The organism is Mycobacterium sp. 1482292.6 (genome assembly GCF_001672995.1).
Classification (GTDB): Bacteria; Actinomycetota; Actinomycetes; order Mycobacteriales; family Mycobacteriaceae; genus Mycobacterium; species Mycobacterium europaeum_A.
In genome coordinates, this window is record NZ_LZKV01000078.1 from 1 (window position 1) to 19,059 (window position 19,059).

The 19,059-nt window shown below is 70.2% G+C and carries 22 protein-coding genes and 2 pseudogenes; 18 read left to right on the plus strand and 6 right to left on the minus strand.

The genetic code is table 11. The features are described 5' to 3' along the window. The 12 genes and pseudogenes from A5624_RS07245 to A5624_RS07295 form a co-directional block, all read left to right on the plus strand. Nucleotides 1-260: pseudogene (locus tag A5624_RS07245) on the plus strand (PaaI family thioesterase); the annotation flags it as partial. A 68-nt stretch (nt 261-328) separates the two neighbouring features. Further along, a complete protein-coding gene (thrS, locus tag A5624_RS07250; RefSeq protein ID WP_066863815.1) occupies nt 329-2,395 on the plus strand; it encodes a threonine--tRNA ligase in 2,067 nt (688 codons plus the stop codon). A 2-nt stretch (nt 2,396-2,397) separates the two neighbouring features. Beyond that, nucleotides 2,398-2,982, plus strand: a complete 585-nt coding sequence (locus tag A5624_RS07255) for an HIT domain-containing protein (protein ID WP_066863818.1) — start codon at nt 2,398-2,400, stop codon at nt 2,980-2,982. Next, a pseudogene (locus A5624_RS29450) lies at nt 2,979-3,078 on the plus strand (hypothetical protein); the annotation flags it as partial. The gene A5624_RS07255 and the pseudogene A5624_RS29450, both read left to right, overlap by 4 nt. Before the next feature lies 1 nt (nt 3,079). Beyond that, nucleotides 3,080-3,727, plus strand: coding sequence for a phosphatidylinositol phosphate synthase (gene pgsA, locus A5624_RS07260; protein WP_066863819.1), 648 nt, complete (start codon nt 3,080-3,082; stop codon nt 3,725-3,727). Between the two features lie 44 nt (nt 3,728-3,771). Further along, complete coding sequence (locus A5624_RS07265) at nt 3,772-4,710, plus strand: phosphatidylinositol mannoside acyltransferase (RefSeq protein ID WP_156748900.1); 939 nt, start codon at nt 3,772-3,774, stop codon at nt 4,708-4,710. Then, nucleotides 4,710-5,834 carry a glycosyltransferase family 4 protein gene (locus tag A5624_RS07270; protein ID WP_066863825.1) on the plus strand — a complete coding sequence of 375 codons (1,125 nt, stop codon included), beginning with the start codon at nt 4,710-4,712 and terminating at the stop codon, nt 5,832-5,834. The genes A5624_RS07265 and A5624_RS07270 overlap by 1 nt, the downstream gene beginning before the upstream one ends. Then, on the plus strand, nt 5,834-6,859 hold the full coding sequence (locus A5624_RS07275) for an NUDIX domain-containing protein (RefSeq protein ID WP_066863828.1): 1,026 nt from the start codon (nt 5,834-5,836) through the stop codon (nt 6,857-6,859). Before A5624_RS07270 ends, A5624_RS07275 begins: the two co-directional genes overlap by 1 nt. Nucleotides 6,860-6,928: 69 nt before the next feature. Then, on the plus strand, nt 6,929-7,840 hold the full coding sequence (gene pdxS, locus A5624_RS07280; RefSeq protein ID WP_066863831.1) for a pyridoxal 5'-phosphate synthase lyase subunit PdxS: 912 nt from the start codon (nt 6,929-6,931) through the stop codon (nt 7,838-7,840). A 9-nt stretch (nt 7,841-7,849) separates the two neighbouring features. Continuing rightward, nucleotides 7,850-8,689, plus strand: a complete 840-nt coding sequence (gene tesB / locus A5624_RS07285; RefSeq protein ID WP_066863834.1) for an acyl-CoA thioesterase II — start codon at nt 7,850-7,852, stop codon at nt 8,687-8,689. Nucleotides 8,690-8,696: 7 nt separating this feature from the next. Continuing rightward, a complete protein-coding gene (gene pdxT / locus A5624_RS07290; protein WP_066863837.1) occupies nt 8,697-9,296 on the plus strand; it encodes a pyridoxal 5'-phosphate synthase glutaminase subunit PdxT in 600 nt (199 codons plus the stop codon). 137 nt (nt 9,297-9,433) lie between these two features. Continuing rightward, the gene (locus tag A5624_RS07295; RefSeq protein ID WP_066863840.1) at nt 9,434-10,189 is read left to right on the plus strand and encodes a YebC/PmpR family DNA-binding transcriptional regulator; all 756 of its coding nucleotides are present in this window, start codon (nt 9,434-9,436) and stop codon (nt 10,187-10,189) included. A 10-nt stretch (nt 10,190-10,199) separates the two neighbouring features. Here the strand turns inward: A5624_RS07295 and A5624_RS07300 are convergent, their stop codons facing one another. The 6 genes from A5624_RS07300 to A5624_RS07325 all read right to left on the minus strand — a co-directional run bounded on the left by A5624_RS07300 (nt 10,200) and on the right by A5624_RS07325 (nt 14,375). Next, nucleotides 10,200-10,664: an RICIN domain-containing protein gene (locus A5624_RS07300; protein WP_066863843.1), complete on the minus strand. Its 465-nt coding sequence runs from the start codon at nt 10,662-10,664 to the stop codon at nt 10,200-10,202. A gap of 76 nt (nt 10,665-10,740) precedes the next feature. After that, nucleotides 10,741-12,342 (minus strand): polyamine aminopropyltransferase, encoded by a 1,602-nt coding sequence (locus A5624_RS07305; RefSeq protein WP_066863846.1) that lies wholly within the window; start codon nt 12,340-12,342, stop codon nt 10,741-10,743. Continuing rightward, nucleotides 12,339-12,794: a DUF350 domain-containing protein gene (locus A5624_RS07310; protein ID WP_066863848.1), complete on the minus strand. Its 456-nt coding sequence runs from the start codon at nt 12,792-12,794 to the stop codon at nt 12,339-12,341. Before A5624_RS07310 ends, A5624_RS07305 begins: the two co-directional genes overlap by 4 nt. A 26-nt stretch (nt 12,795-12,820) precedes the next feature. Next, nucleotides 12,821-13,252, minus strand: a complete 432-nt coding sequence (locus A5624_RS07315) for a DUF4247 domain-containing protein (RefSeq protein ID WP_066863880.1) — start codon at nt 13,250-13,252, stop codon at nt 12,821-12,823. Further along, the gene (locus A5624_RS07320; protein ID WP_066863850.1) at nt 13,249-13,746 is read right to left on the minus strand and encodes a DUF2617 family protein; all 498 of its coding nucleotides are present in this window, start codon (nt 13,744-13,746) and stop codon (nt 13,249-13,251) included. Before A5624_RS07320 ends, A5624_RS07315 begins: the two co-directional genes overlap by 4 nt. Before the next feature lie 17 nt (nt 13,747-13,763). Continuing rightward, nucleotides 13,764-14,375: a DUF4178 domain-containing protein gene (locus A5624_RS07325; protein WP_066863852.1), complete on the minus strand. Its 612-nt coding sequence runs from the start codon at nt 14,373-14,375 to the stop codon at nt 13,764-13,766. A gap of 179 nt (nt 14,376-14,554) precedes the next feature. Here A5624_RS07325 and ruvC point away from each other — a divergent pair, with 179 nt between their 5' ends. The 6 genes from ruvC to A5624_RS07355 all read left to right on the plus strand — a co-directional run bounded on the left by ruvC (nt 14,555) and on the right by A5624_RS07355 (nt 19,057). Continuing rightward, complete coding sequence (gene ruvC, locus A5624_RS07330; RefSeq protein WP_066863854.1) at nt 14,555-15,121, plus strand: crossover junction endodeoxyribonuclease RuvC; 567 nt, start codon at nt 14,555-14,557, stop codon at nt 15,119-15,121. Beyond that, complete coding sequence (gene ruvA, locus A5624_RS07335; RefSeq protein WP_066863857.1) at nt 15,118-15,720, plus strand: Holliday junction branch migration protein RuvA; 603 nt, start codon at nt 15,118-15,120, stop codon at nt 15,718-15,720. The genes ruvC and ruvA overlap by 4 nt, the downstream gene beginning before the upstream one ends. Next, complete coding sequence (gene ruvB / locus A5624_RS07340; RefSeq protein WP_066863860.1) at nt 15,717-16,778, plus strand: Holliday junction branch migration DNA helicase RuvB; 1,062 nt, start codon at nt 15,717-15,719, stop codon at nt 16,776-16,778. The genes ruvA and ruvB overlap by 4 nt, the downstream gene beginning before the upstream one ends. Nucleotides 16,779-17,034: 256 nt before the next feature. Beyond that, nucleotides 17,035-17,730, plus strand: coding sequence for a hypothetical protein (locus tag A5624_RS07345; protein WP_066863861.1), 696 nt, complete (start codon nt 17,035-17,037; stop codon nt 17,728-17,730). Nucleotides 17,731-17,848: 118 nt separating this feature from the next. Next, entirely contained in the window at nt 17,849-18,232 is a 384-nt protein-coding gene (locus tag A5624_RS07350; RefSeq protein WP_066863863.1) for a DUF1304 domain-containing protein, read from the plus strand. A gap of 132 nt (nt 18,233-18,364) precedes the next feature. Further along, complete coding sequence (locus A5624_RS07355; protein ID WP_066863865.1) at nt 18,365-19,057, plus strand: hypothetical protein; 693 nt, start codon at nt 18,365-18,367, stop codon at nt 19,055-19,057. Nucleotides 19,058-19,059: the final 2 nt, after the last annotated feature.

Below are 19,059 nucleotides of genomic sequence, written 5' to 3' on the forward strand. Positions count from 1 at the left end.
GCGGTGCGCTGGCGCGGGTTGCCGGTGAGCACCGAGGCCGACAACCCGAGGACCGAGTCGAACAGCATGCCCAGCGCACCGCCTACCTCAAGATCGACTACCGCCACATCGTCCCGATCGAAAAGGAACTGCAGTTCGACGCGGGCGTCGATCGGGTGGACGGGCGCAAGATCTTCGTGTCGGGCCGGCTGACCGACGGTGATCGGTTGCTGACCGAAGCCGACGCGTTGTTCGTGCGGCTCAAACCTGGCCAGCCCTGAGCGGGGTCGGCCCCGATAGCATTGCAGCGATCGACGCCTCACACGACCAACCTTGGAGAACCAGCCTCATGAGCGCCCCCGCCAACCACGTCCCGCTTGCCCCTATCCGGGTGCCCGCCGGGACCACCGCGGCCGCCGCGGTCGGCGAAGCCGGGTTGCCGAGGCGCGGCACGCCCGATGCCGTCGTGGTGGTGCGCGACGACTCGGGAAAGCTGCGCGACCTGAGCTGGACGCCCGACGCCGACGCCGAGGTGGTCCCGGTGGCCGCCAACACCGACGAGGGCCGCAGCGTCATCCGGCATTCGGCCGCCCACGTACTGGCCCAAGCCGTCCAGGAGCTGTTCCCGCAAGCCAAGCTGGGGATCGGGCCGCCGATCACCGACGGCTTCTACTACGACTTCGACGTGCCGGAGCCGTTCACACCGGAAGATCTGGCCAAGCTGGAAAAGCGGATGCGCCAGATCGTCAAAGAGGGCCAGCTGTTCGAGCGGCGGGTGTACGAGTCCAAGGACCAGGCGCGCACCGAGCTGGCCAACGAGCCGTACAAGCTCGAACTCGTCGACGACAAGTCCGGCGACCCCGAAATAATGGAGGTCGGCCCCCCTGGTTCCAATGACGAACTCACCGCCTATGACAACCTCAATCCCCGTACCCGGCAACGGGTTTGGGGTGATCTGTGCCGGGGTCCGCACATCCCGACGACCAAGCACATCCCTGCGTTCAAGCTGACCCGAAGCTCGGCCGCCTACTGGCGCGGCGACCAGAGCAACGCCAGTCTGCAACGCATCTACGGCACCGCCTGGGAGTCACAGGAGGCGCTGGACGCCTACCTCGAGCTGATCGAAGAGGCCCAGCGCCGCGACCACCGCAGGCTGGGCGTCGAGCTGGACCTGTTCAGCTTCCCCGACGAAATCGGTTCCGGCCTGGCGGTTTTCCACCCCAAGGGCGGCATCATCCGTCGCGAGCTGGAGGAGTACTCGCGGCGCAAGCACATCGAGGCCGGCTACGAGTTCGTCAACACCCCGCACATCACCAAGGAACAGCTGTACATCACGTCGGGCCACCTCGAGTGGTACGCCGACGGCATGTACCCGCCGATGCACCTCGACGCGGAGTTCAACGCGGACGGCACGGTGCGCAAGCCCGGGCAGGACTACTACCTCAAGCCGATGAACTGCCCGATGCACCACCTGATCTACCGGTCGCGCGGCCGCTCGTACCGTGAGCTTCCGTTGCGGCTCTTCGAATTCGGCAGCGTGTACCGCTACGAGAAGTCGGGCGTGGTGCACGGCCTGACCCGGGTGCGCGGCATGACCCAGGACGACGCCCACATCTACTGCACGCGGGAGCAGATGCGCGACGAGCTGACCTCGCTGCTGCGCTTCGTGCTCGACCTGCTGGCCGACTACGGGCTCAACGACTTCTACCTGGAACTGTCCACCAAGGACCCGGAGAAGTACTCGGGCTCCGACGAGATGTGGGACGAGGCCACCGAAGTCCTGCGCGAGGTCGCCGTGGCGTCCGGGTTGCATTTCGTTCCCGACCCCGGTGGCGCGGCGTTCTACGGCCCGAAGATCTCGGTGCAGGTCAAGGACGCGTTGGGCCGCAGCTGGCAGATGTCGACCATCCAGCTCGACTTCAACATGCCCGACCGATTCGAGCTGGAATACACCGCGTCCGACGGGTCGCGGCAGCGGCCGGTGCTGATCCACCGCGCGCTGTTCGGATCGATCGAGCGATTCTTCGGCATCCTCACCGAGCACTACGCGGGGGCGTTCCCGGCGTGGCTGGCGCCGGTGCAGGTGGTGGGCATACCGGTCGCCGACGACCACGTGGAATACCTGGAAAGCATTGCCGCACAGTTGAAATCGCACGGGGTGCGGATCGAGGTCGACGCCAGCGACGACCGGATGGCCAAGAAGATCGTCAACCACACGAATCAGAAGGTCCCGTTCATGTTGCTGGCCGGCGACCGCGACGTCGAGGCCGGCGCCGTCAGCTTCCGGTTCGGGGACCGCACCCAGATCAACGGCGTGCCCCGCGACAGCGCGGTCGACGCGATCGTGAAGTGGATCGCCGATCGCGAGAATTCCGTGCCCACAGCCGAACTCGTGAAAGTGTCAAGTGGTGAGTGACTGTGAGTGATCGCCAACCGGCCGAGCAGGGCACCGACGACACCATCCTGGACAGGGGTGTCGGCGAGCAAGACCACCTGCAGCGGCTGTGGACGCCGTACCGGATGACCTACCTGGCCGAGGCGCCGCTGAAGCGCGACCCCAACTCGTCGAGCAAGAGCGAGCAGCCGTTCACCGACATTCCGCACCTCGCCGACGAAGACGGCCTGGTGGTCGCGCGCGGCGAACTCGTCTACGCCGTGCTCAACCTGTATCCGTACAACCCCGGCCACCTGATGGTGGTGCCCTATCGGCGGGTCTCCGAACTCGAGGATCTGACCGACCCGGAAAGCGCGGAGCTGATGTCCTTCATTCAGAAGGCAATTCGCGTCATCAAGAACGTGTCCCGGCCGCACGGTTTCAACGTCGGCCTGAACCTGGGGACGTCGGCGGGTGGCTCGCTGGCCGAACACCTGCACGTGCACGTGGTGCCGCGCTGGGGTGGCGACGCGAATTTCATCACCATCATCGGCGGGTCCAAGGTGATCCCGCAATTGCTGCGCGAGACGCGTCAACTGCTGGCCACGGAGTGGACGAAGCAACCATGAGCCGCGGTGGCGACGATGCAGCGGGGGTACCACCCGCTTGCGGGGGACGAAGCGATGAGGCGGGGGCGCCTCCCGCTTGCGGGGGAGAGCGGCGCGCATGAGTAGAGTGCCGTTCCTGTCGCGGGCGGCGTTCGCGCGGCTGACCACTCCGACCGCACGGGCATGCCTGCGGCTGGGATTGACCCCCGACGTCGTCACCGTCCTGGGCACCATCGTCGCGGTGGCCGGGGCGCTGATCCTGTTCCCGATGGGCAAGCTGTTCATCGGCACGCTGGTGGTCTGGTTCTTCGTCCTCTTCGACATGCTCGACGGGGCGATGGCCCGGGAACGCGGCGGCGGCACCCGATTCGGCGCGGTGCTGGACGCCACCTGCGACCGGGTCAGCGACGGCGCGGTGTTCTGCGGGCTGCTGTGGTGGATCGTCTTCGGCCTGCACGACAAGCTGCTGGCGGTGGCGACGCTGATCTGCCTGGTCACCTCGCAGGTGATCTCCTACATCAAGGCCCGCGCGGAAGCCAGCGGGCTGCGCGGCGACGGGGGCCTGATCGAACGGCCGGAGCGGCTGATCATCGTGCTGGTCGGCGCGGGAGTGTCGGACTTTCCCTACGTCGCCTGGCCGCCCGCGCTGCCGGTCGCCATGTGGGTGCTGGCGCTGGCCAGCCTGCTCACCTGCGCGCAGCGGCTGCACGCGGTGCGCACCTCGCCGGGGGCGACCGACCGGCTGGTCGGATCGGACGGCCCGTGATTCCCACTCCGCCGGGCATGAAAACGCTTGGGGCGCAACGCCGGATGGCCCGCCAGCTGGCCAGCCGGACGGTGGGCCGCCTGACGGGCGGGATGGGCGCCGACTGGGCATACGCCTCGGGGTGGATGGCGGTGCGGGCGATGCCGGAGTTCGCCGCGCGCAACGCCTTTGAGGCCGGGGCGCGCTATGCCGCCCGCGGCGGCGGCCCCGACCAGCTGCGCAAGAACCTGGCCCGCGTCATTGCTGTGCCGCCCGAGGAGGTGCCGGACTCGCTGATGCGGGCCTCGCTGGCCTCCTACGCCCGCTACTGGCGCGAGGCGTTCCGGCTGCCGGGCATGGACCTGGTTGCGGTGGGCCGCGCGCTGCACGACTCGGTGCTGGGGCGAGAGAACATCGAGGCGGCGCTGGCCAGCGGCCGCGGCGCGGTGATCGCGTTGCCGCACAGCGGCAACTGGGACATGGCCGGGGTATGGCTGGCGCAGACCCACGGCACCTTCACCACCGTCGCCGAGCGCCTCAAACCCGAGTCGCTGTATCGGCGCTTCATCGCCTACCGCGAGGGCCTCGGCTTCGAGGTGCTGCCGCTGTCCGGGGGAGAGCGGCCGGCGTTCGACGTGTTGTGCGATCGGCTGCGGGCCAACCGGGTGGTGTGCCTGATGGCCGAGCGCGACCTGACCCGCACCGGCGTGCAGGTCGACTTCTTCGGTGAGCCCACCCGGATGCCGGCCGGGCCGGCGAAGCTCGCGATCGCGACCGGCGCGGCCCTGCTGCCGGCGCACTGCTGGTTCGAGGAGCGGGGCTGGGGCGTCGACATACAGTCGCCGCTGGATTGCACCGGCGGCGACGTCGGCGCCATCACCCAGGTGTTGGCCGATCATTTCGCCAAGAACATCGCCGCCCGTCCCGAGGACTGGCACATGATGCAGCCGCAGTGGCTGGCCGACCTCCCGGAAGCCAAGCAGGCCCGGCTAAAGGACACCTGATGCGGATCGGGATGGTCTGCCCCTACTCGTTCGACGTTCCGGGCGGGGTGCAGTCGCACGTCCTGCAACTGGCCGAGGTGATGCGCGCCCGGGGCCATGACGTCAGCGTGCTCGCGCCGTCCTCGCCGCACGCCGCGCTGCCCGACTACGTCGTCTCGGCCGGCAAGGCCGTCCCGATTCCCTACAACGGGTCCGTGGCCCGGCTGCGGTTCGGGCCGGCCACCCACCGCAAGGTCAAAAAGTGGCTCGCCGAAGGCGAATTCGACGTGCTGCACCTGCACGAGCCCAACGCACCGAGCCTGTCCATGCTGGCCCTCAACATCGCCGAGGGCCCGATCGTGGCGACGTTTCACACGTCGACCACCAAATCGCTGACGCTGACGGTGTTTCAGGGCATCCTGCGCCCGATGCACGAGAAGATCGTCGGCCGGATCGCGGTCTCCGACCTGGCGCGACGCTGGCAGATGGAGGCGCTGGGCACCGACGCGGTGGAGATCCCCAACGGCGTCGACGTCGCCTCGTTCGCCTCCGCCCCGCCCCTGGACGGCTACCCGCGCGCCGGCAAGACCGTGCTGTTCCTGGGCCGCTACGACGAACCGCGCAAGGGCATGTCGGTGCTGCTCGAGGCGCTGCCCGGGCTGGTCGAGCGGGTCGATGACGTGCAGCTGCTGGTCGTCGGCCGCGGCGACGAGGACCAATTGCGCGTCGCGGCAGGCGAATTCGTGGACCGGATCCGCTTTCTGGGCCAGGTCGACGATGCCGGGAAGGCCTCGGCCATGCGCAGCGCGGACGTGTATTGCGCGCCCAACCTCGGCGGGGAGAGCTTCGGCATCGTCCTCGTCGAGGCGCTGGCCGCCGGGACGCCGGTGGTGGCCAGCGACCTGGACGCCTTCCGGCGCGTGCTGGCCAACGGTGACGTGGGCTGCCTGGTGCCCGTCGGCGACAGCGACGCGCTTGCCGATGCGCTGATCGCGGTGCTGGAGGATGATGTGCTGCGGGAACGATATGTGGCGGCCGGTTCGGCAGCTGTCCAGCGCTACGACTGGTCAGTGGTCGCCAGCCAGATCATGCGGGTGTACGAGACGGTCGCCGCGTCAGGCGCCAAGGTTGAGGTGGCCAGTTGATGACATGGCTGATTGTCGCCATCGCGGTCTTCGTCGCGGTGCTGGCGGTCGTCGGCGCCTGGGCCTACCGGACCGCCAACCGGCTGGACCGGCTGCACGTCCGCTACGACCTGTCCTGGCAGGCACTCGACGGCGCGCTGGCCCGGCGCGCGGTGGTGTCGCGCGCGGTCGCCATCGACGCCTACGGCGGCGCGTCCGAAGGGCGACGGCTGGCGGCGCTGGCCGACGCCGCCGAAGGCGCGCCCCGGCCCGCGCGGGAGAACGCCGAGAACGAGCTGTCGGCCGCGCTGGCCGTCGTCGATCCGGCGTCGCTGCCGGCCGGGCTGATCGCCGAGCTGGCCGACGCCGAGGCCCGGGTGGTGCTGGCCCGCCGCTTCCACAACGACGCGGTCCGCGACACCCTGGCCCTGGCCGAACGGCCCCTGGTGCGGCTCTTTCACCTGGGCGGCACCGCGGCGCTGCCGAGCTATTTCGAGATCGTCGAGCGACCACACGCGCTGGCCCACGGCGATCACGGCGTCCTCAACCACCGCACCTCGGCGCGCGTCGTGCTGCTCGACGAGACCGGCGCGGTGCTGCTGCTGTGCGGGTCGGACCCCGCGCTGGCCGAGCGGCACGCGCCGAAATGGTGGTTCACGGTGGGCGGCGAAGTTCAGCAAGGGGAGCGGCTGGCCGAGGCCGCCGCGCGGGAGCTGGCCGAGGAAACCGGCCTGCGGGTCGCGCCGGCCGAGATGATCGGGCCGGTCTGGCGCCGCGACGAGGTCTTCGAGTTCAACGGCTCGCTGATCGACAGCGAGGAGTTCTACTTCGTCTACCGCACCCGGCGGTTCGAGCCGTCGCGCACCGGACGAACCGAGCTGGAACGCAGCTACATCCACGGCCACCGCTGGTGTGACGCTGCTGACATCGCGCAGCTGGTGGCGGCGGGGGAGACGGTGTATCCCATGCAGCTATCCGGACTGCTCACCGACGCGGCCGCGCTGGCCGGCGGCCGCGCGCCCGGCCCGCTGCTGTCCATCCGCTGACTCCGCGTGGTGAACGCGGCCAAAGCGCCTCATTAGACTGGGTCGACAACGGTTGAAGGAGATCAAGCAGTGAGTACCGCCCACCCCCCGAACGGCAACGGGCGAACCGGGACGGCGCGCGTCAAGCGCGGCATGGCCGAGATGCTCAAGGGCGGCGTCATCATGGACGTCGTCACCCCCGAGCAGGCCAAGATCGCCGAGGCCGCCGGCGCCGTGGCCGTCATGGCGCTGGAACGGGTGCCCGCCGACATCCGCGCCCAGGGCGGGGTGTCGCGGATGAGCGACCCGGACATGATCGAGGGCATCATTGCCGCGGTGACCATCCCGGTGATGGCCAAGGCCCGCATCGGCCACTTCGTCGAGGCGCAGATCCTGCAGAGCCTCGGCGTGGACTACGTCGACGAGTCCGAGGTGCTCACCCCGGCCGACTACACCCACCACATCGACAAATGGAAGTTCACCGTGCCGTTCGTGTGCGGGGCGACCAACCTCGGTGAGGCGCTGCGGCGCATCAGCGAGGGCGCGGCCATGATCCGCTCCAAGGGCGAGGCCGGCACCGGCGACGTCTCCAACGCGACCACGCACATGCGGGCCATCGGCGGCGAGATCCGCCGCCTGACATCGCTGTCCGAAGACGAATTGTTCGTGGCCGCAAAGGAATTGCAGGCCCCCTACGACCTGGTCGTGGAGGTGGCCCGGGCGGGCAAGCTGCCGGTGACGCTGTTCACCGCGGGCGGCATCGCCACCCCGGCGGATGCGGCGATGATGATGCAGCTCGGCGCCGAGGGCGTGTTCGTGGGCTCGGGCATCTTCAAGTCCGGTGACCCCGCCGCGCGCGCTGCCGCGATCGTCAAGGCGACCACGTTCTATGACGACCCCGACGTGCTGGCCAAGGTGTCGCGCGGGTTGGGCGAGGCGATGGTCGGCATCAACGTCGAACAGATCGCGGAGCCGCACCGGCTGGCCGAACGCGGCTGGTAAAACTTCTCCGTGGCGATCGAAGAGATTCTTGATCTCGAGCAACTCGAGTTCAACATCTACCGGGGCAGCATCTTCAGCCCAGAGTCGGGATTTTTGCAGCGCACCTTCGGGGGGCATGTAGCCGGGCAGTCGCTGGTGTCGGCGGTGCGCACCGTCGACCCGCACTATCAGGTGCATTCGCTGCACGGGTACTTCCTGCGGCCCGGGGACGCCAAGGAGCGCACGGTCTTCATCGTCGAGCGCTCCCGCGACGGCGGGTCCTTCGCCACCCGGCGGGTGAACGCCATCCAGCACGGCGAAATCATCTTTTCCATGGGCGCCTCCTTCCATACCGACCAGGAGGGCATCCACCACCAGGACCCGATGCCGGCCGCGCCGCCGCCGGACGGGCTGCCGGGGCTGGACTCGATCAAGGTCTTCGACGACGCGGGATTCAAGCAGTTCGAGGAGTGGGACGTCTGCATCGTGCCGCGCGATCGGCTGCAGCTGTCGCCGGGTAAGGCTTCCCAGCAGCAGGTGTGGTTCCGCCATCGTGATCCGCTGCCGGACGACCCGGTGCTGCACATCTGCGCGCTGGCCTACATGAGCGACCTGACGCTGCTGGGATCGGCCCAGGTCACCCATCTCGACGTGCGCGAGCACCTGCAGGTGGCGTCGCTGGACCACGCGATGTGGTTCATGCGGGCGTTCCGGGCCGACGAATGGCTGCTCTACGACCAGAGCTCGCCGTCGGCCAGCGGCGGCCGCTCGCTGTGCCAGGGCAAGATCTTCACCCAGTCCGGTGAGATGGTCGCGGCGGTCATGCAGGAGGGGCTGACCCGCTTCAAGCGCGGATACCAGCCGACGTGAGCGCGCCGTGACCCATCCCAGGATCGGGGTGCTGGCGCTGCAGGGCGACACCCGCGAACACCTGGCCGCCCTGGGCGAGGCCGGCGCCGAATCGATGCCGGTGCGGCGGCGCAGCGAGCTCGAGTCGGTCGACGGGTTGGTCATCCCCGGTGGCGAATCGACCACCATGAGCCATCTGCTGGGAGATCTCGGGCTGCTGGAGCCGTTGCGGGGCCTGCTGGCCGACGGGCTGCCCGCCTACGGCGCCTGCGCCGGAATGATCCTGCTGGCCAGCGAGATTCTGGACGCCGGCGCGGGCGGGCGCGAGGCGCTACCGCTGCGGGCGATCGATATGACGGTGCGGCGCAACGCTTTTGGACGACAGGTCGACTCGTTCGAGGGTGACATCCCGTTCGCTGGGCTCGACGATCCGGTGCGCGCGGTGTTCATCCGCGCCCCCTGGGTGGAGCGCACGGGCGACGGCGTCGAGGTGCTGGCCAGCGCGGCCGGACATGGCGTCGCGGTGCGGCAAGGACGCAACCTGGCGACGGCGTTTCACCCCGAGATGACCGGCGACCGGCGCATCCACCACCTGTTCGTCGACCTCGTCACCGGAGGTGACGATTGACCGCACCGGGGCCGCCGAGCGTCACGCAGGAGTGACGTCCGGTAACGACTGCCATGCTGGCGTGACGGTCGGCGCATCGGGCGTCCACGTAGACTCGTCTGGCCACAAAAACAAGAGGACTTTCAGATAGGACAGCGATGAGCGGCCATTCCAAGTGGGCCACCACCAAGCACCAGAAGGCCGTCAAAGACGCGCGCCGCGGCAAGGAGTTCGCCCGGCTGATCAAGAACATCGAGGTCGCCGCCCGCACCGGCGGCGGTGACCCGGCGGGCAACCCGACGCTCTACGACGCCATCCAGAAGGCGAAGAAGACCTCGGTGCCCAACGACAACATCGAGCGCGCCCGCAAGCGTGGGGCGGGCGAGGAAGCCGGCGGCGCCGACTACCAGACCATCATGTACGAGGGCTACGGGCCCAACGGCGTGGCGGTGCTCATCGAGTGTCTGACCGACAACCGCAACCGGGCCGCCGGCGAGGTCCGGGTCGCGGTCACCCGCAACGGCGGCAACATGGCCGATCCCGGCTCGGTGTCCTACCTGTTCACCCGCAAGGGCGTCGTCACGCTGGAGAAGAACGGCCTGACCGAGGACGACGTGCTGACCGCGGTGCTGGACGCCGGCGCCGAGGACGTCAACGACCTCGGCGACAGCTTCGAGATCATCTCCGAGCCGACCGACCTGGTCGCGGTACGCACCGCACTACAGGACGCCGGCATCGACTACGAGTCCGCGGAGGCCAGCTTCCAGCCGTCCGTCAGCGTGCCGGTCGACGTCGAGGGCGCGCGCAAGGTGTTCAAGCTCGTCGACGCCCTGGAGGACAGTGACGACGTGCAGAACGTCTGGACGAACGTCGACCTGTCCGACGAGGTGCTGGCCGCGCTCGACGAAGAATAGGCCTGCGGCGTCAGGGTACGATATCCCACCCCTGGCCTGGATCTCCATTGCACCAGCGGGTTGACACCCAGGTCCCCGGGTCGGGGCCGCCGAGGACGGCGAGGCAACCACCCAGGACGGCCGTGATCTGGCCGTTGGGCTGCACGTTCCACCGCTGGCTGTCCCAACAGGCCACGAGGTGCGCCGCCCCCGTGCCGTCGGAATTCAGGCATTGCCCGGGAAAGGCCGCGCTCTCGAGTCGCCCGATACCGCTGAGAGTCCAACGCTGCGAGTCCGCACCGTTGCACGGGTTGACCACCACCGGGGCCAGCCATCCCGATCCCGGGCCGTCCACACAGGCATCGCCTAACCGGCTTCTCAACTGGACCGGACCATCGGCACTTGCCCCACCAGCACCGAGCATCGCGAGACCGAACACTGTGCCCAACAGCACGAGGGCCCGGCGCGCCTCGCCCACCAACCGCGGTTTCTGCATTTCGGTTCGGTCCTTTCGTTCGCGGAGACGACACGCCGGCTCAGGGTGGCCACTTTTCGCGGGCCCGACCCCGGTTTTAGTCGTAGCCGTGCCGCATGTCCTCGACGATGCGCGGATTGTCCAGGGTCGACGGCTCCACCGGCCGCGGGCCGATGTCACCGGAGAAGACGCCGGCGGCGTCGAGCACCGGCTGATTGAGGAAACGCAGCGGCGGCGCATTCGCGGGCACCCTCGGTGCGGGGGCGGCGTCGCCGCGCTGGGCCAGGGCGAATCCCCAGTCCCCGAACGTGGGCACGTGCACGTGATACGGCGTGACGGCGTAGCCGGCGGCGCGGATCGTCGACACCGTGCGCCAGTACGCCGTCGGGGTGGAGAAGGGGCTGCCCGCCTGCACCGCCATCAGCCCACCGGGGGTCAGCGCGCGGGCGATCAGCGCGTAGAACTCCGTCGAGTACAACCGGCCCAGCACCGGTGTGTCGGGGTCGGGAAGGTCGACGATGACCGCGTCGAAGCGGTCCACGTTCGGCCGGCGTAACCAGTTCATCGCGTCCTCGGTCACCACGGCCACCCGCGGGTTGTCCAACGAACCGCCGTTGGCGTTGCGCAGCGTGGTGCGCGCGATGTCGATCACCGCGGGGTCGAGCTCGACTTGCACGATCGTGGAAATGCCGGGGACACGCAGCAATTCGCGGGCCGCCAGGCCGTCTCCGCCGCCGAGCACCAGCACCGATCGCGCGCCTTGGGAAACCCCGCCGAGGGCGGGGTAGACGAGACTCTCGGTGTAGCGGTATTCGTCGCGGGTGGAGAACTGCAGCCCGCCGTCCAGATACAGCCGGGTGTCGTTGCCGCGGCGGGTCACCACGATCTCCTGATAGGCCGTGTGCCGGTAGGCGATGATCGGGTCCGCGTAAAGCCTTTGCCTGCTTGTGGTTTCGATGTCCGCCGAGCGCAACAGCAGGGTGGCCAGCAGCGCCGCGGCGGCGGCCAGCGCGCCCAGTGCCAACGCCAGCTGCCGTATCGAAACCACTTGGCGCAGAAGGAAAACCGCCACGACGGCCGCCGCGGCCAGGTTGATCATGCCGGTGGCCGCGGCGCCCCGGATCATCCCCAGTTGCGGCAGCAGCAGGAACGGCCAGACCAGCCCGCCCAGCAGCGCGCCCAGGTAGTCCGCGGCGTTGAGGTTGGCCAGCGTGCGGCCGGCATCGGCCGCCTGGTCTTCGTCGGGCCCTGTCCGGCCCCGGTGCAGCAGCGTCATCAGCAGCGGCACCTCGGCCCCGACCAGGCCGCCGATCAGCGCGGTGCCCACCGCCAGCACCCACGTCGACCCGTCCACGAACGCGAACGCCACGTACAGCGCCGCCGCCGACAGGCCGCCGACGATGCCCAGCAGCGCTTCGACGGCGATGAAGGTGATCGCGGCGTGCGCCAGCAGGGGTTTGACCACCAGGGCGCCCACGCCCAGCGCGGCGATGTAGCCCGCGACGATCAGCGACGTGGCGACGATGCCGCCGCCGTCCAGGCTCGCCGACAGCGTCAGCAGCGCGAGTTCGTAGATGATGCCGCACGCCGCGCAGGCCGCCACGGCGGCCAGCAACAGCGCCCGCCACCGCCCCGACGTCGCCGCGGGCCGCGTCGCCTCGGGCGCCCGCACCTCGCCCGCAGACCCGACCGCGCTCATGACACCGCCGCGGCGGTCACCCCTCCCACGGCGAGCAGTATCAGCGCCACCGCGAACGATCCCGGATGCAGCTCGGGCTCGTCGATGTGCTCGTGGAAACTGCCCGGGATCAGCAGGTGCATGGTCAACAGCGCGACGCCCAGCAGGATCACGCCCATCAACCCGTACACCGCCACGCCCACCAGGCCCTGGCCCAGCTGGCTGTAGCTGTTGGCGATCGCGGTGATGATCACGATCGTCAGCGCGATGTACATCGCGCCGGCGACCACCACCGCGTTGGGCCGGCGGTCGATGAACACCAGCTGGCGCAGCTTGCCCGGGGTCAGCACGTCGACCGCGTAAAACCCGACGAGCAGCACGGCCATGCCGACCGCGAAGTACAGGATGGTCGCGACCGCGCCCTTCAGCACGGGATTGAGGTCGACGGTGCCGATCTCGACGGCGAGATACATGGTGCTCTCCTTTGCGGTGGTGGGAGTCATTTGGTTCCGCCGGGGCCGCCGGGGGTGCCTCCGGCGCCACCCGATGGGGACCCGGGGGAAAACCCGGGGCCGAGGAAGATGAAGGCGCCGTGGCTGTATCCGGCGCTCAGGGGTTCGACGCGGATGCTGCACGGGTAGCCGCCGTCGGGCCCGACGATCACGATGTTGTTGCTGTAGCGCAGGTACTCGGTTTTGCCGTTGTCGGCCCGCGCGTTGGGTTCGGCATAGTCGGCGAGCGCGTCGGCCACCTGGTCGGGGGACCCGCTGCACTGGTAGCGAGTCCCGTTCACGTCGCGGGCGTATTCGTGATAGTGCCCGGCGACGTATGACCCGATGTTCTTCTGCAACAACATGATTCCGAAGATCAGGCACGCCAGGCCGGCGGCGCCCAGCACGCCGGCGATCACGAACAGGCGGTTGCGGCTCACGGGCGCCACCGGCTGGCCGTGTGGACCACCGTTCCGCCGTGCCGCCCCGGGTAGAGGTGCCAGGTCCGCCAGCGCCAGCCGGCGCCGTCGGCTTCGGCGGCCAGCACGGTCAGTGCGGCGTCGTCGCCGGGGAAGGTGCCGCCGAGCCAGCCCGCCCGGCGGGCGCACCGGGCGCGCAGGTCCCGTGCGAGCCGGCGAAAGCTCGCCTCGTCGTGGGTGTCGGTGCGCGACCGCAGGCGGTAGCCGGGCGCGTCGGTGCGCTCGGGCAGGTCGGCCCCGAGATTGCGCGCGGTGCAAGAGATTTCCTCCGAGAACGCCTGCTCCACCGCGACGACGTGGGAGGCCCCGAGCACCCCGAGCAGTAGCGCCGGGCCGCCGCCGGGGTGGTCGAGCCGGCAGCTGGCCAGCGGCGCGGGCACGGGTGCGTTGAGGGCCAGCCCCAGCCGGTCGCCGGATACATCGGCCGGGGTCACGGCGAGCTGATGAAGGGGCACCGACCTGACCTTCTGCGCTACGCCGGGCTGGGTGGGGGCGCCGAATACACGGTGATCTCGCCCGGCGAGACGGACTTGCCCGTCGAGACCTCCCAGGGCATGTCCGGGGCCCAGCGCTCGAACGAGAGCAGCGCCGACTCGTCGGCGTTGGTGCAGTCGACGAACTCCATCTCGCCGCCGGCCGGCAGGCCGGTGGTGCCCTCGGTGGTATAGGAGGCGCGGCCGCGTTCGGACTCGTGGAACATCACGCCGTCGACGACGTAGGGGTCGCCGGGCCGCAGCGGCACGTCCTTGCGGGTCACCCACAGCGCGAGTTCCAGGCGCCCGTCGTCCTCCTCGACGCTGAACCAGAGCGGCTGGTCGCCGCCCTCCAGCAGGTGCTCCCACCAGACGAAGGGGCCCTCGCGGAAGGTGACCGAACCGCGCACGATGTAGTCGGTACCGCCGTAGCTGACGATGGCGCCGGGCCCGAGCTGGCGCGGCCCGAACTGGGGCATCGCGTCGGCGGCGAGCGGATCCGGGCGCCCGCCCCGCTGGGCCGGCTGCTTGGGCCGCCGCAAAGCCACCACCAACACCACGATGGACGCGATGAAGAGCACCACGGCGATCATGACCAGCAGAGATCCCACGCCAACCCCTTCGTTGCCACCTTGCTCGAGCGAACGTGGGCTAAAGCTAACAGCTTTTTCGCGGGTTCGGCGCCGTAACGTCGCGGCGGGAATCGGGGGTGGCGCCGCGTGTCCTACCCGGGCCCGTCGGCGCCGGCCGCTAGGGTATCGAACAGCTGTTCTACTAGGTGGGAGCGGGAATGCGGGTGATGGGCGTCGATCCCGGCCTGACCCGATGCGGTCTGTCGGTCGTCGAAAGCGGGCGCGGGCGCACGGTGGTGGCGCTGGACGTCGACGTGGTGCGCACCCCGTCGGACGCACCGCTAGCCGAGCGGCTGCTGCGGATCAGCGACGCCGTCGAGCATTGGCTGGCCACCCACCAACCCGACGTCGTGGCGATCGAGCGGGTGTTCTCCCAACTGAACGTGTCGACGGTGATGGGCACCGCCCAGGCCGGCGGCGTGGTCGCGCTGGCGGCCGCCAAACGCGGCATCGACGTGCACTTCCACACCCCCAGCGAGGTCAAGGCCGCGGTCACCGGCAACGGCGCGGCCGACAAGGCGCAGGTCACCGCGATGGTCACCAGAATCCTTGCGCTGCAAGCCAAACCGTCGCCGGCCGACGCCGCCGACGCGTTGGCCCTGGCGATCTGTCACTGCTGGCGGGCCCCGATGATCGCCCGGATGGCCGCGGCCGAAGCGATGGCCGGCGAGCAGCGCGAGAAATACCGCGCCAAGTTGGGCGCCAAGCTGAAGGCCGCGCGATGATCGCCTCGGTGCGGGGCGAGGTCCTCGAGGTTGCGCTCGATCACGTGGTGATCGAGGCCGCCGGCGTCGGCTACCGGGTGAACGCGACCCCGTCGACCCTGTCCACGTTGCGGGCCGGGACCCAGGCGCGGCTGATCACCGCGATGATCGTGCGCGAGGACTCGATGACGTTGTACGGCTTCACCGACACCGATACCCGCGACCTGTTCCTGACGCTGCTGTCGGTGTCCGGGGTGGGGCCCCGGCTGGCGATGGCGACGCTGGCCGTGCACGACGCCGCGGCGCTGCGTCAGGCGCTGTACGACGGCGACGTCACCGCGCTGACCCGGGTGCCCGGCATCGGCAAGCGCAGCGCCGAACGGATGGTCCTGGAACTGCGCGACAAGGTCGGCGCCGCCGGGGCGGGCGGGGGAGCGTCGCCGGGTGCGGCGCTCAACGGCCACGCGGTCCGCGGGCCGGTGGTGGAGGCGTTGGTGGGGCTCGGGTTCGCCGTCAAGCAGGCCGAGGAAGCCACCGACAAGGTGCTGGCCGCCGAGCACGACGCCACCACCTCGGGCGCCCTGCGCGCCGCCCTGTCGTTGCTGGGCAAGGCCCGATGAGTCCGCACGACGTCGGCGACGACTACGCCGACCGGGAGGTCTCCGGCGCGCTGGCGTCCGGCGAGGGCGACATCGACGTCAGCCTGCGGCCGCGCTCGCTGCGCGAGTTCATCGGCCAGCCGCGGGTGCGCGAACAGCTGCAGCTGGTCATCGAGGGCGCCAAAAACCGGGGCGGCACACCGGATCACATCCTGTTGTCCGGTCCGCCGGGGCTGGGCAAGACGTCGCTGGCGATGATCATCGCCGCCGAGTTGGGGTCCTCGCTGCGGCTGACGTCCGGGCCCGCGCTGGAACGTGCCGGTGACTTGGCGGCCATGCTGTCCAACCTCGTCGAGCACGACGTGCTGTTCATCGACGAGATCCACCGCATCGCCCGGCCCGCCGAGGAGATGCTGTACCTGGCCATGGAGGACTTCCGGGTCGACGTGGTGGTCGGCAAGGGTCCCGGCGCGACGTCGATCCCCCTGGAAGTGGCGCCCTTCACCCTGGTCGGCGCCACCACCCGGTCCGGCGCGTTGACCGGCCCGCTGCGCGACCGGTTCGGTTTCACCGCGCACATGGACTTCTACGAGCCCGCCGAGCTGGAGCGGGTGCTGGCCCGCTCCGCCGGGATCCTGGGCATCGAGCTGGGCGGCGATGCGGCCGAGGAGATCGCCCGCCGTTCGCGCGGGACGCCGCGGATCGCCAACCGGCTGCTGCGCCGGGTTCGCGACTTCGCCGAGGTGCGCGCCGATGGCGTGATCACCCGCGATGTCGCCAAGGCCGCGCTGGCGGTGTACGACGTCGACGAGCTGGGCCTGGACCGGCTGGATCGGGCGGTGCTCTCGGCGCTGACCCGCAGCTTCGGCGGCGGCCCGGTCGGGGTGTCGACGCTGGCGGTGGCGGTGGGCGAGGAGGCCACCACGGTCGAGGAGGTGTGCGAGCCGTTCCTGGTCCGCGCCGGCATGGTCGCGCGGACCCCGCGGGGCCGGGTGGCCACCGCCCAGGCGTGGACGCACCTCGGCATGGCCCCGCCGGCCGGGGTCACCGGGCTGGGCCAACCCGGCCTGTTCGACTAGCGGCTGGTTCGGTGCCCGCCGGGCCGTTTCGCGGCCAAATCGTGACCTTTGCGCCCAGCGGGGTCCGGCCCTTCGCGCGGTCCGGCGTCCGGCCTGGTCAGACCCGCTAGACCGCCGCCGGTCAGGCGCCGGGCCATCCGTGTGCACCCCCGCTGCGACGGCCCCAGCAAACACGCGCGCGGCCGTCGACCGGTTACACCCCGGCATCGCCGGGTAACCAGGCTCACAGCAGCGATACCTGTTGAAGGAGGTTCCGATGAGGACCACGAGCGACGACTACGACCGACCCCGCGCGCTGTACATGCCACGCACCCGCGGCGCGCTAACCGGGCTACTGCTGATACTGCTGGGCGCGTGGGGCGCACTGGTGCCCTTCTTCGGGCCCAACGTCGACTGGGCGTACATGGCCGATCCGGCCTGGACGTGGACCACGGCCAAGGGCTGGCTGGAGGTGCTCCCCGGCGTCGCGACGGCGGTGGGCGGCCTGCTGGTGCTCATGTCCGGCAATCGGGCCAGCGCCGTGTTCGGCGGCTGGCTGGCGGTCGTCGGCGGCGCCTGGTTCGTGGTCGGCCGCGCGTTCGCGTCGACGCTCCGGATCGGCGATGTCGGCCAACCGGTGGCGGCGACGGACCTCAAACGCGCCCTGCTCGAGGTCACCTACTTCACCGGCCTGGGTGCGCTGATCGTGTTCCTCGGCGGCGCCGCGGTGGCGCGGCTGGCCGTGCGGCACGCGCGCGACGTCGTGGTGACCCACCCGGCGCCGGTCGCGGGCGAGGCCGTGCCGGCCGCCGAACCGGCCATGTACGACGAGACCCGCGGCGCGGCGCCGGCGCGGACCGACGCCGTCGCGGCCGGACCGCAGCCCCGCGGGCGCACGGGTGGCGGACTGTTCCGCCGGCGCACCGGCGAAGGCGGTGGCCTGTTCCACCGGCACCACCACGCGGGCGCCTGACCCGCTGAGTCGGCAAGGCCCCGGTAGCCCTCGGCTACCGGGGCCTTGCCGCGTCAGGCTGGCCCGGTCAACCCCCGATCGGTAGAGTTCACCGGCGCCCGAACAGCGAGGAGGAGCGATGATCGCCGCCGCATTGGTGTTCGCCGCGCTGGCGGCGTTGCTGCACGTCTACATCTTTGTGATCGAATCGTTGACCTGGACCTCGCCGCGCACCCGCGCCACCTTCGGCACCACCGCGGCCGACGCCGAGACCACCAAGGCGCTGGCGTTCAACCAAGGCTTCTACAACCTTTTCCTGGCCATCGTCACCGGCGTGGGCATCGCCGCAGTCGCGTTGGGGCACAGGGGCATTGGTGCGGCGCTCGTCTTCGCCGGCGTCGGGTCGATGGCCGCGGCGGCGGTGGTGCTGGTCGCGTCGGCGCGCGACAAGGCCCGTGCCGCCGCGACGCAGGGCGCGTTTCCCGCGATCGCGATCGTGCTCCTGTTGCTCGGCCTTCACTAGTAACACCAGTCTCACCAGCCTCAAAAGCCCCCGGCTAGCGGTGGCTTTCGTTTGCCGCGTGGGTTAGTAGTGGAAGGCGCTGGGTAACCATCCCAGGCCGGAATCAGACCCGGTATTCAACGAGGGGATGTCATGAAATACGCACAAGACGGCCAAACCCGCGGGCTGAGTATGCCGCGTTCGCGAGGCGCGGTCAGCGGATTGCTCCTGGTCATTTTGGGAGCTTGGGGGGCGTTAATACCGTTTGTTGGTCCGCACTTTAATTTCGCCTATACACCGGACCGGGATTGGGCGTGGAGCTCCGCCCGGGGCTGGCTGGAAGTGGCTCCGGGCGCGGCCACCGTGCTCGGCGGCCTGTTGTTGATCGTCGCGGGAAACCGGGTCGCCGCCATGCTGGGCGGCTGGCTGGCCGTGCTGGCCGGCGCCTGGTTCGTCGTGGGCGGCCAGGTCGCCCCGCTGTTGGGAATCGGCTCCGCCGGTGACCCGATCGCGGCGACCGAACGCAAGCGCGCGGTGCTCGAGGTCACCTACTTCTCGGGCCTGGGCGCGCTGATCATCTTCGTGGGTGGGGTCGTGCTGGCCCGCACCGCCGTGCGCCTGGCCCGCGACGTGCATCCGGTGGCGGCCGAACCCGCCGCGGCCCCCGGGGGCGTGGAGCCCTACCGGGATTCGGTTTACGAGCCCGCCGAGGTCTCCTCGGGCGCGCTGACCAAGCCGCGCGCCGCGGCGGACCCCGAGCCCAAGCGGGGCTGGCGCCGTAACCGCGCCGGCGCGGGGGCCGGCGCCAACGCCGCGTATCTGCGTTGGCCGCACCCGCAGCAGTAGTT

What these genes read in the sequence shown, in the direction of transcription:
- thrS (WP_066863815.1), top strand. Translation starts at nt 329, where the DNA reads ATGAGCGCCCCCGCCAACCACGTCCCGCTTGCCCCTATCCGGGTGCCC.
- pgsA (WP_066863819.1), top strand. Translation starts at nt 3,080, where the DNA reads ATGAGTAGAGTGCCGTTCCTGTCGCGGGCGGCGTTCGCGCGGCTGACC.
- A5624_RS07265 (WP_156748900.1), top strand. Translation starts at nt 3,772, where the DNA reads ATGGCCCGCCAGCTGGCCAGCCGGACGGTGGGCCGCCTGACGGGCGGG.
- A5624_RS07270 (WP_066863825.1), top strand. Translation starts at nt 4,710, where the DNA reads ATGCGGATCGGGATGGTCTGCCCCTACTCGTTCGACGTTCCGGGCGGG.
- A5624_RS07275 (WP_066863828.1), top strand. Translation starts at nt 5,834, where the DNA reads ATGACATGGCTGATTGTCGCCATCGCGGTCTTCGTCGCGGTGCTGGCG.
- A5624_RS07295 (WP_066863840.1), top strand. Translation starts at nt 9,434, where the DNA reads ATGAGCGGCCATTCCAAGTGGGCCACCACCAAGCACCAGAAGGCCGTC.
- A5624_RS07300 (WP_066863843.1), bottom strand. Translation starts at nt 10,664, where the DNA reads ATGCAGAAACCGCGGTTGGTGGGCGAGGCGCGCCGGGCCCTCGTGCTG.
- A5624_RS07305 (WP_066863846.1), bottom strand. Translation starts at nt 12,342, where the DNA reads ATGAGCGCGGTCGGGTCTGCGGGCGAGGTGCGGGCGCCCGAGGCGACG.
- A5624_RS07310 (WP_066863848.1), bottom strand. Translation starts at nt 12,794, where the DNA reads ATGTATCTCGCCGTCGAGATCGGCACCGTCGACCTCAATCCCGTGCTG.
- ruvC (WP_066863854.1), top strand. Translation starts at nt 14,555, where the DNA reads ATGCGGGTGATGGGCGTCGATCCCGGCCTGACCCGATGCGGTCTGTCG.
- ruvA (WP_066863857.1), top strand. Translation starts at nt 15,118, where the DNA reads ATGATCGCCTCGGTGCGGGGCGAGGTCCTCGAGGTTGCGCTCGATCAC.
- ruvB (WP_066863860.1), top strand. Translation starts at nt 15,717, where the DNA reads ATGAGTCCGCACGACGTCGGCGACGACTACGCCGACCGGGAGGTCTCC.
- A5624_RS07345 (WP_066863861.1), top strand. Translation starts at nt 17,035, where the DNA reads ATGAGGACCACGAGCGACGACTACGACCGACCCCGCGCGCTGTACATG.
- A5624_RS07350 (WP_066863863.1), top strand. Translation starts at nt 17,849, where the DNA reads ATGATCGCCGCCGCATTGGTGTTCGCCGCGCTGGCGGCGTTGCTGCAC.
- A5624_RS07355 (WP_066863865.1), top strand. Translation starts at nt 18,365, where the DNA reads ATGAAATACGCACAAGACGGCCAAACCCGCGGGCTGAGTATGCCGCGT.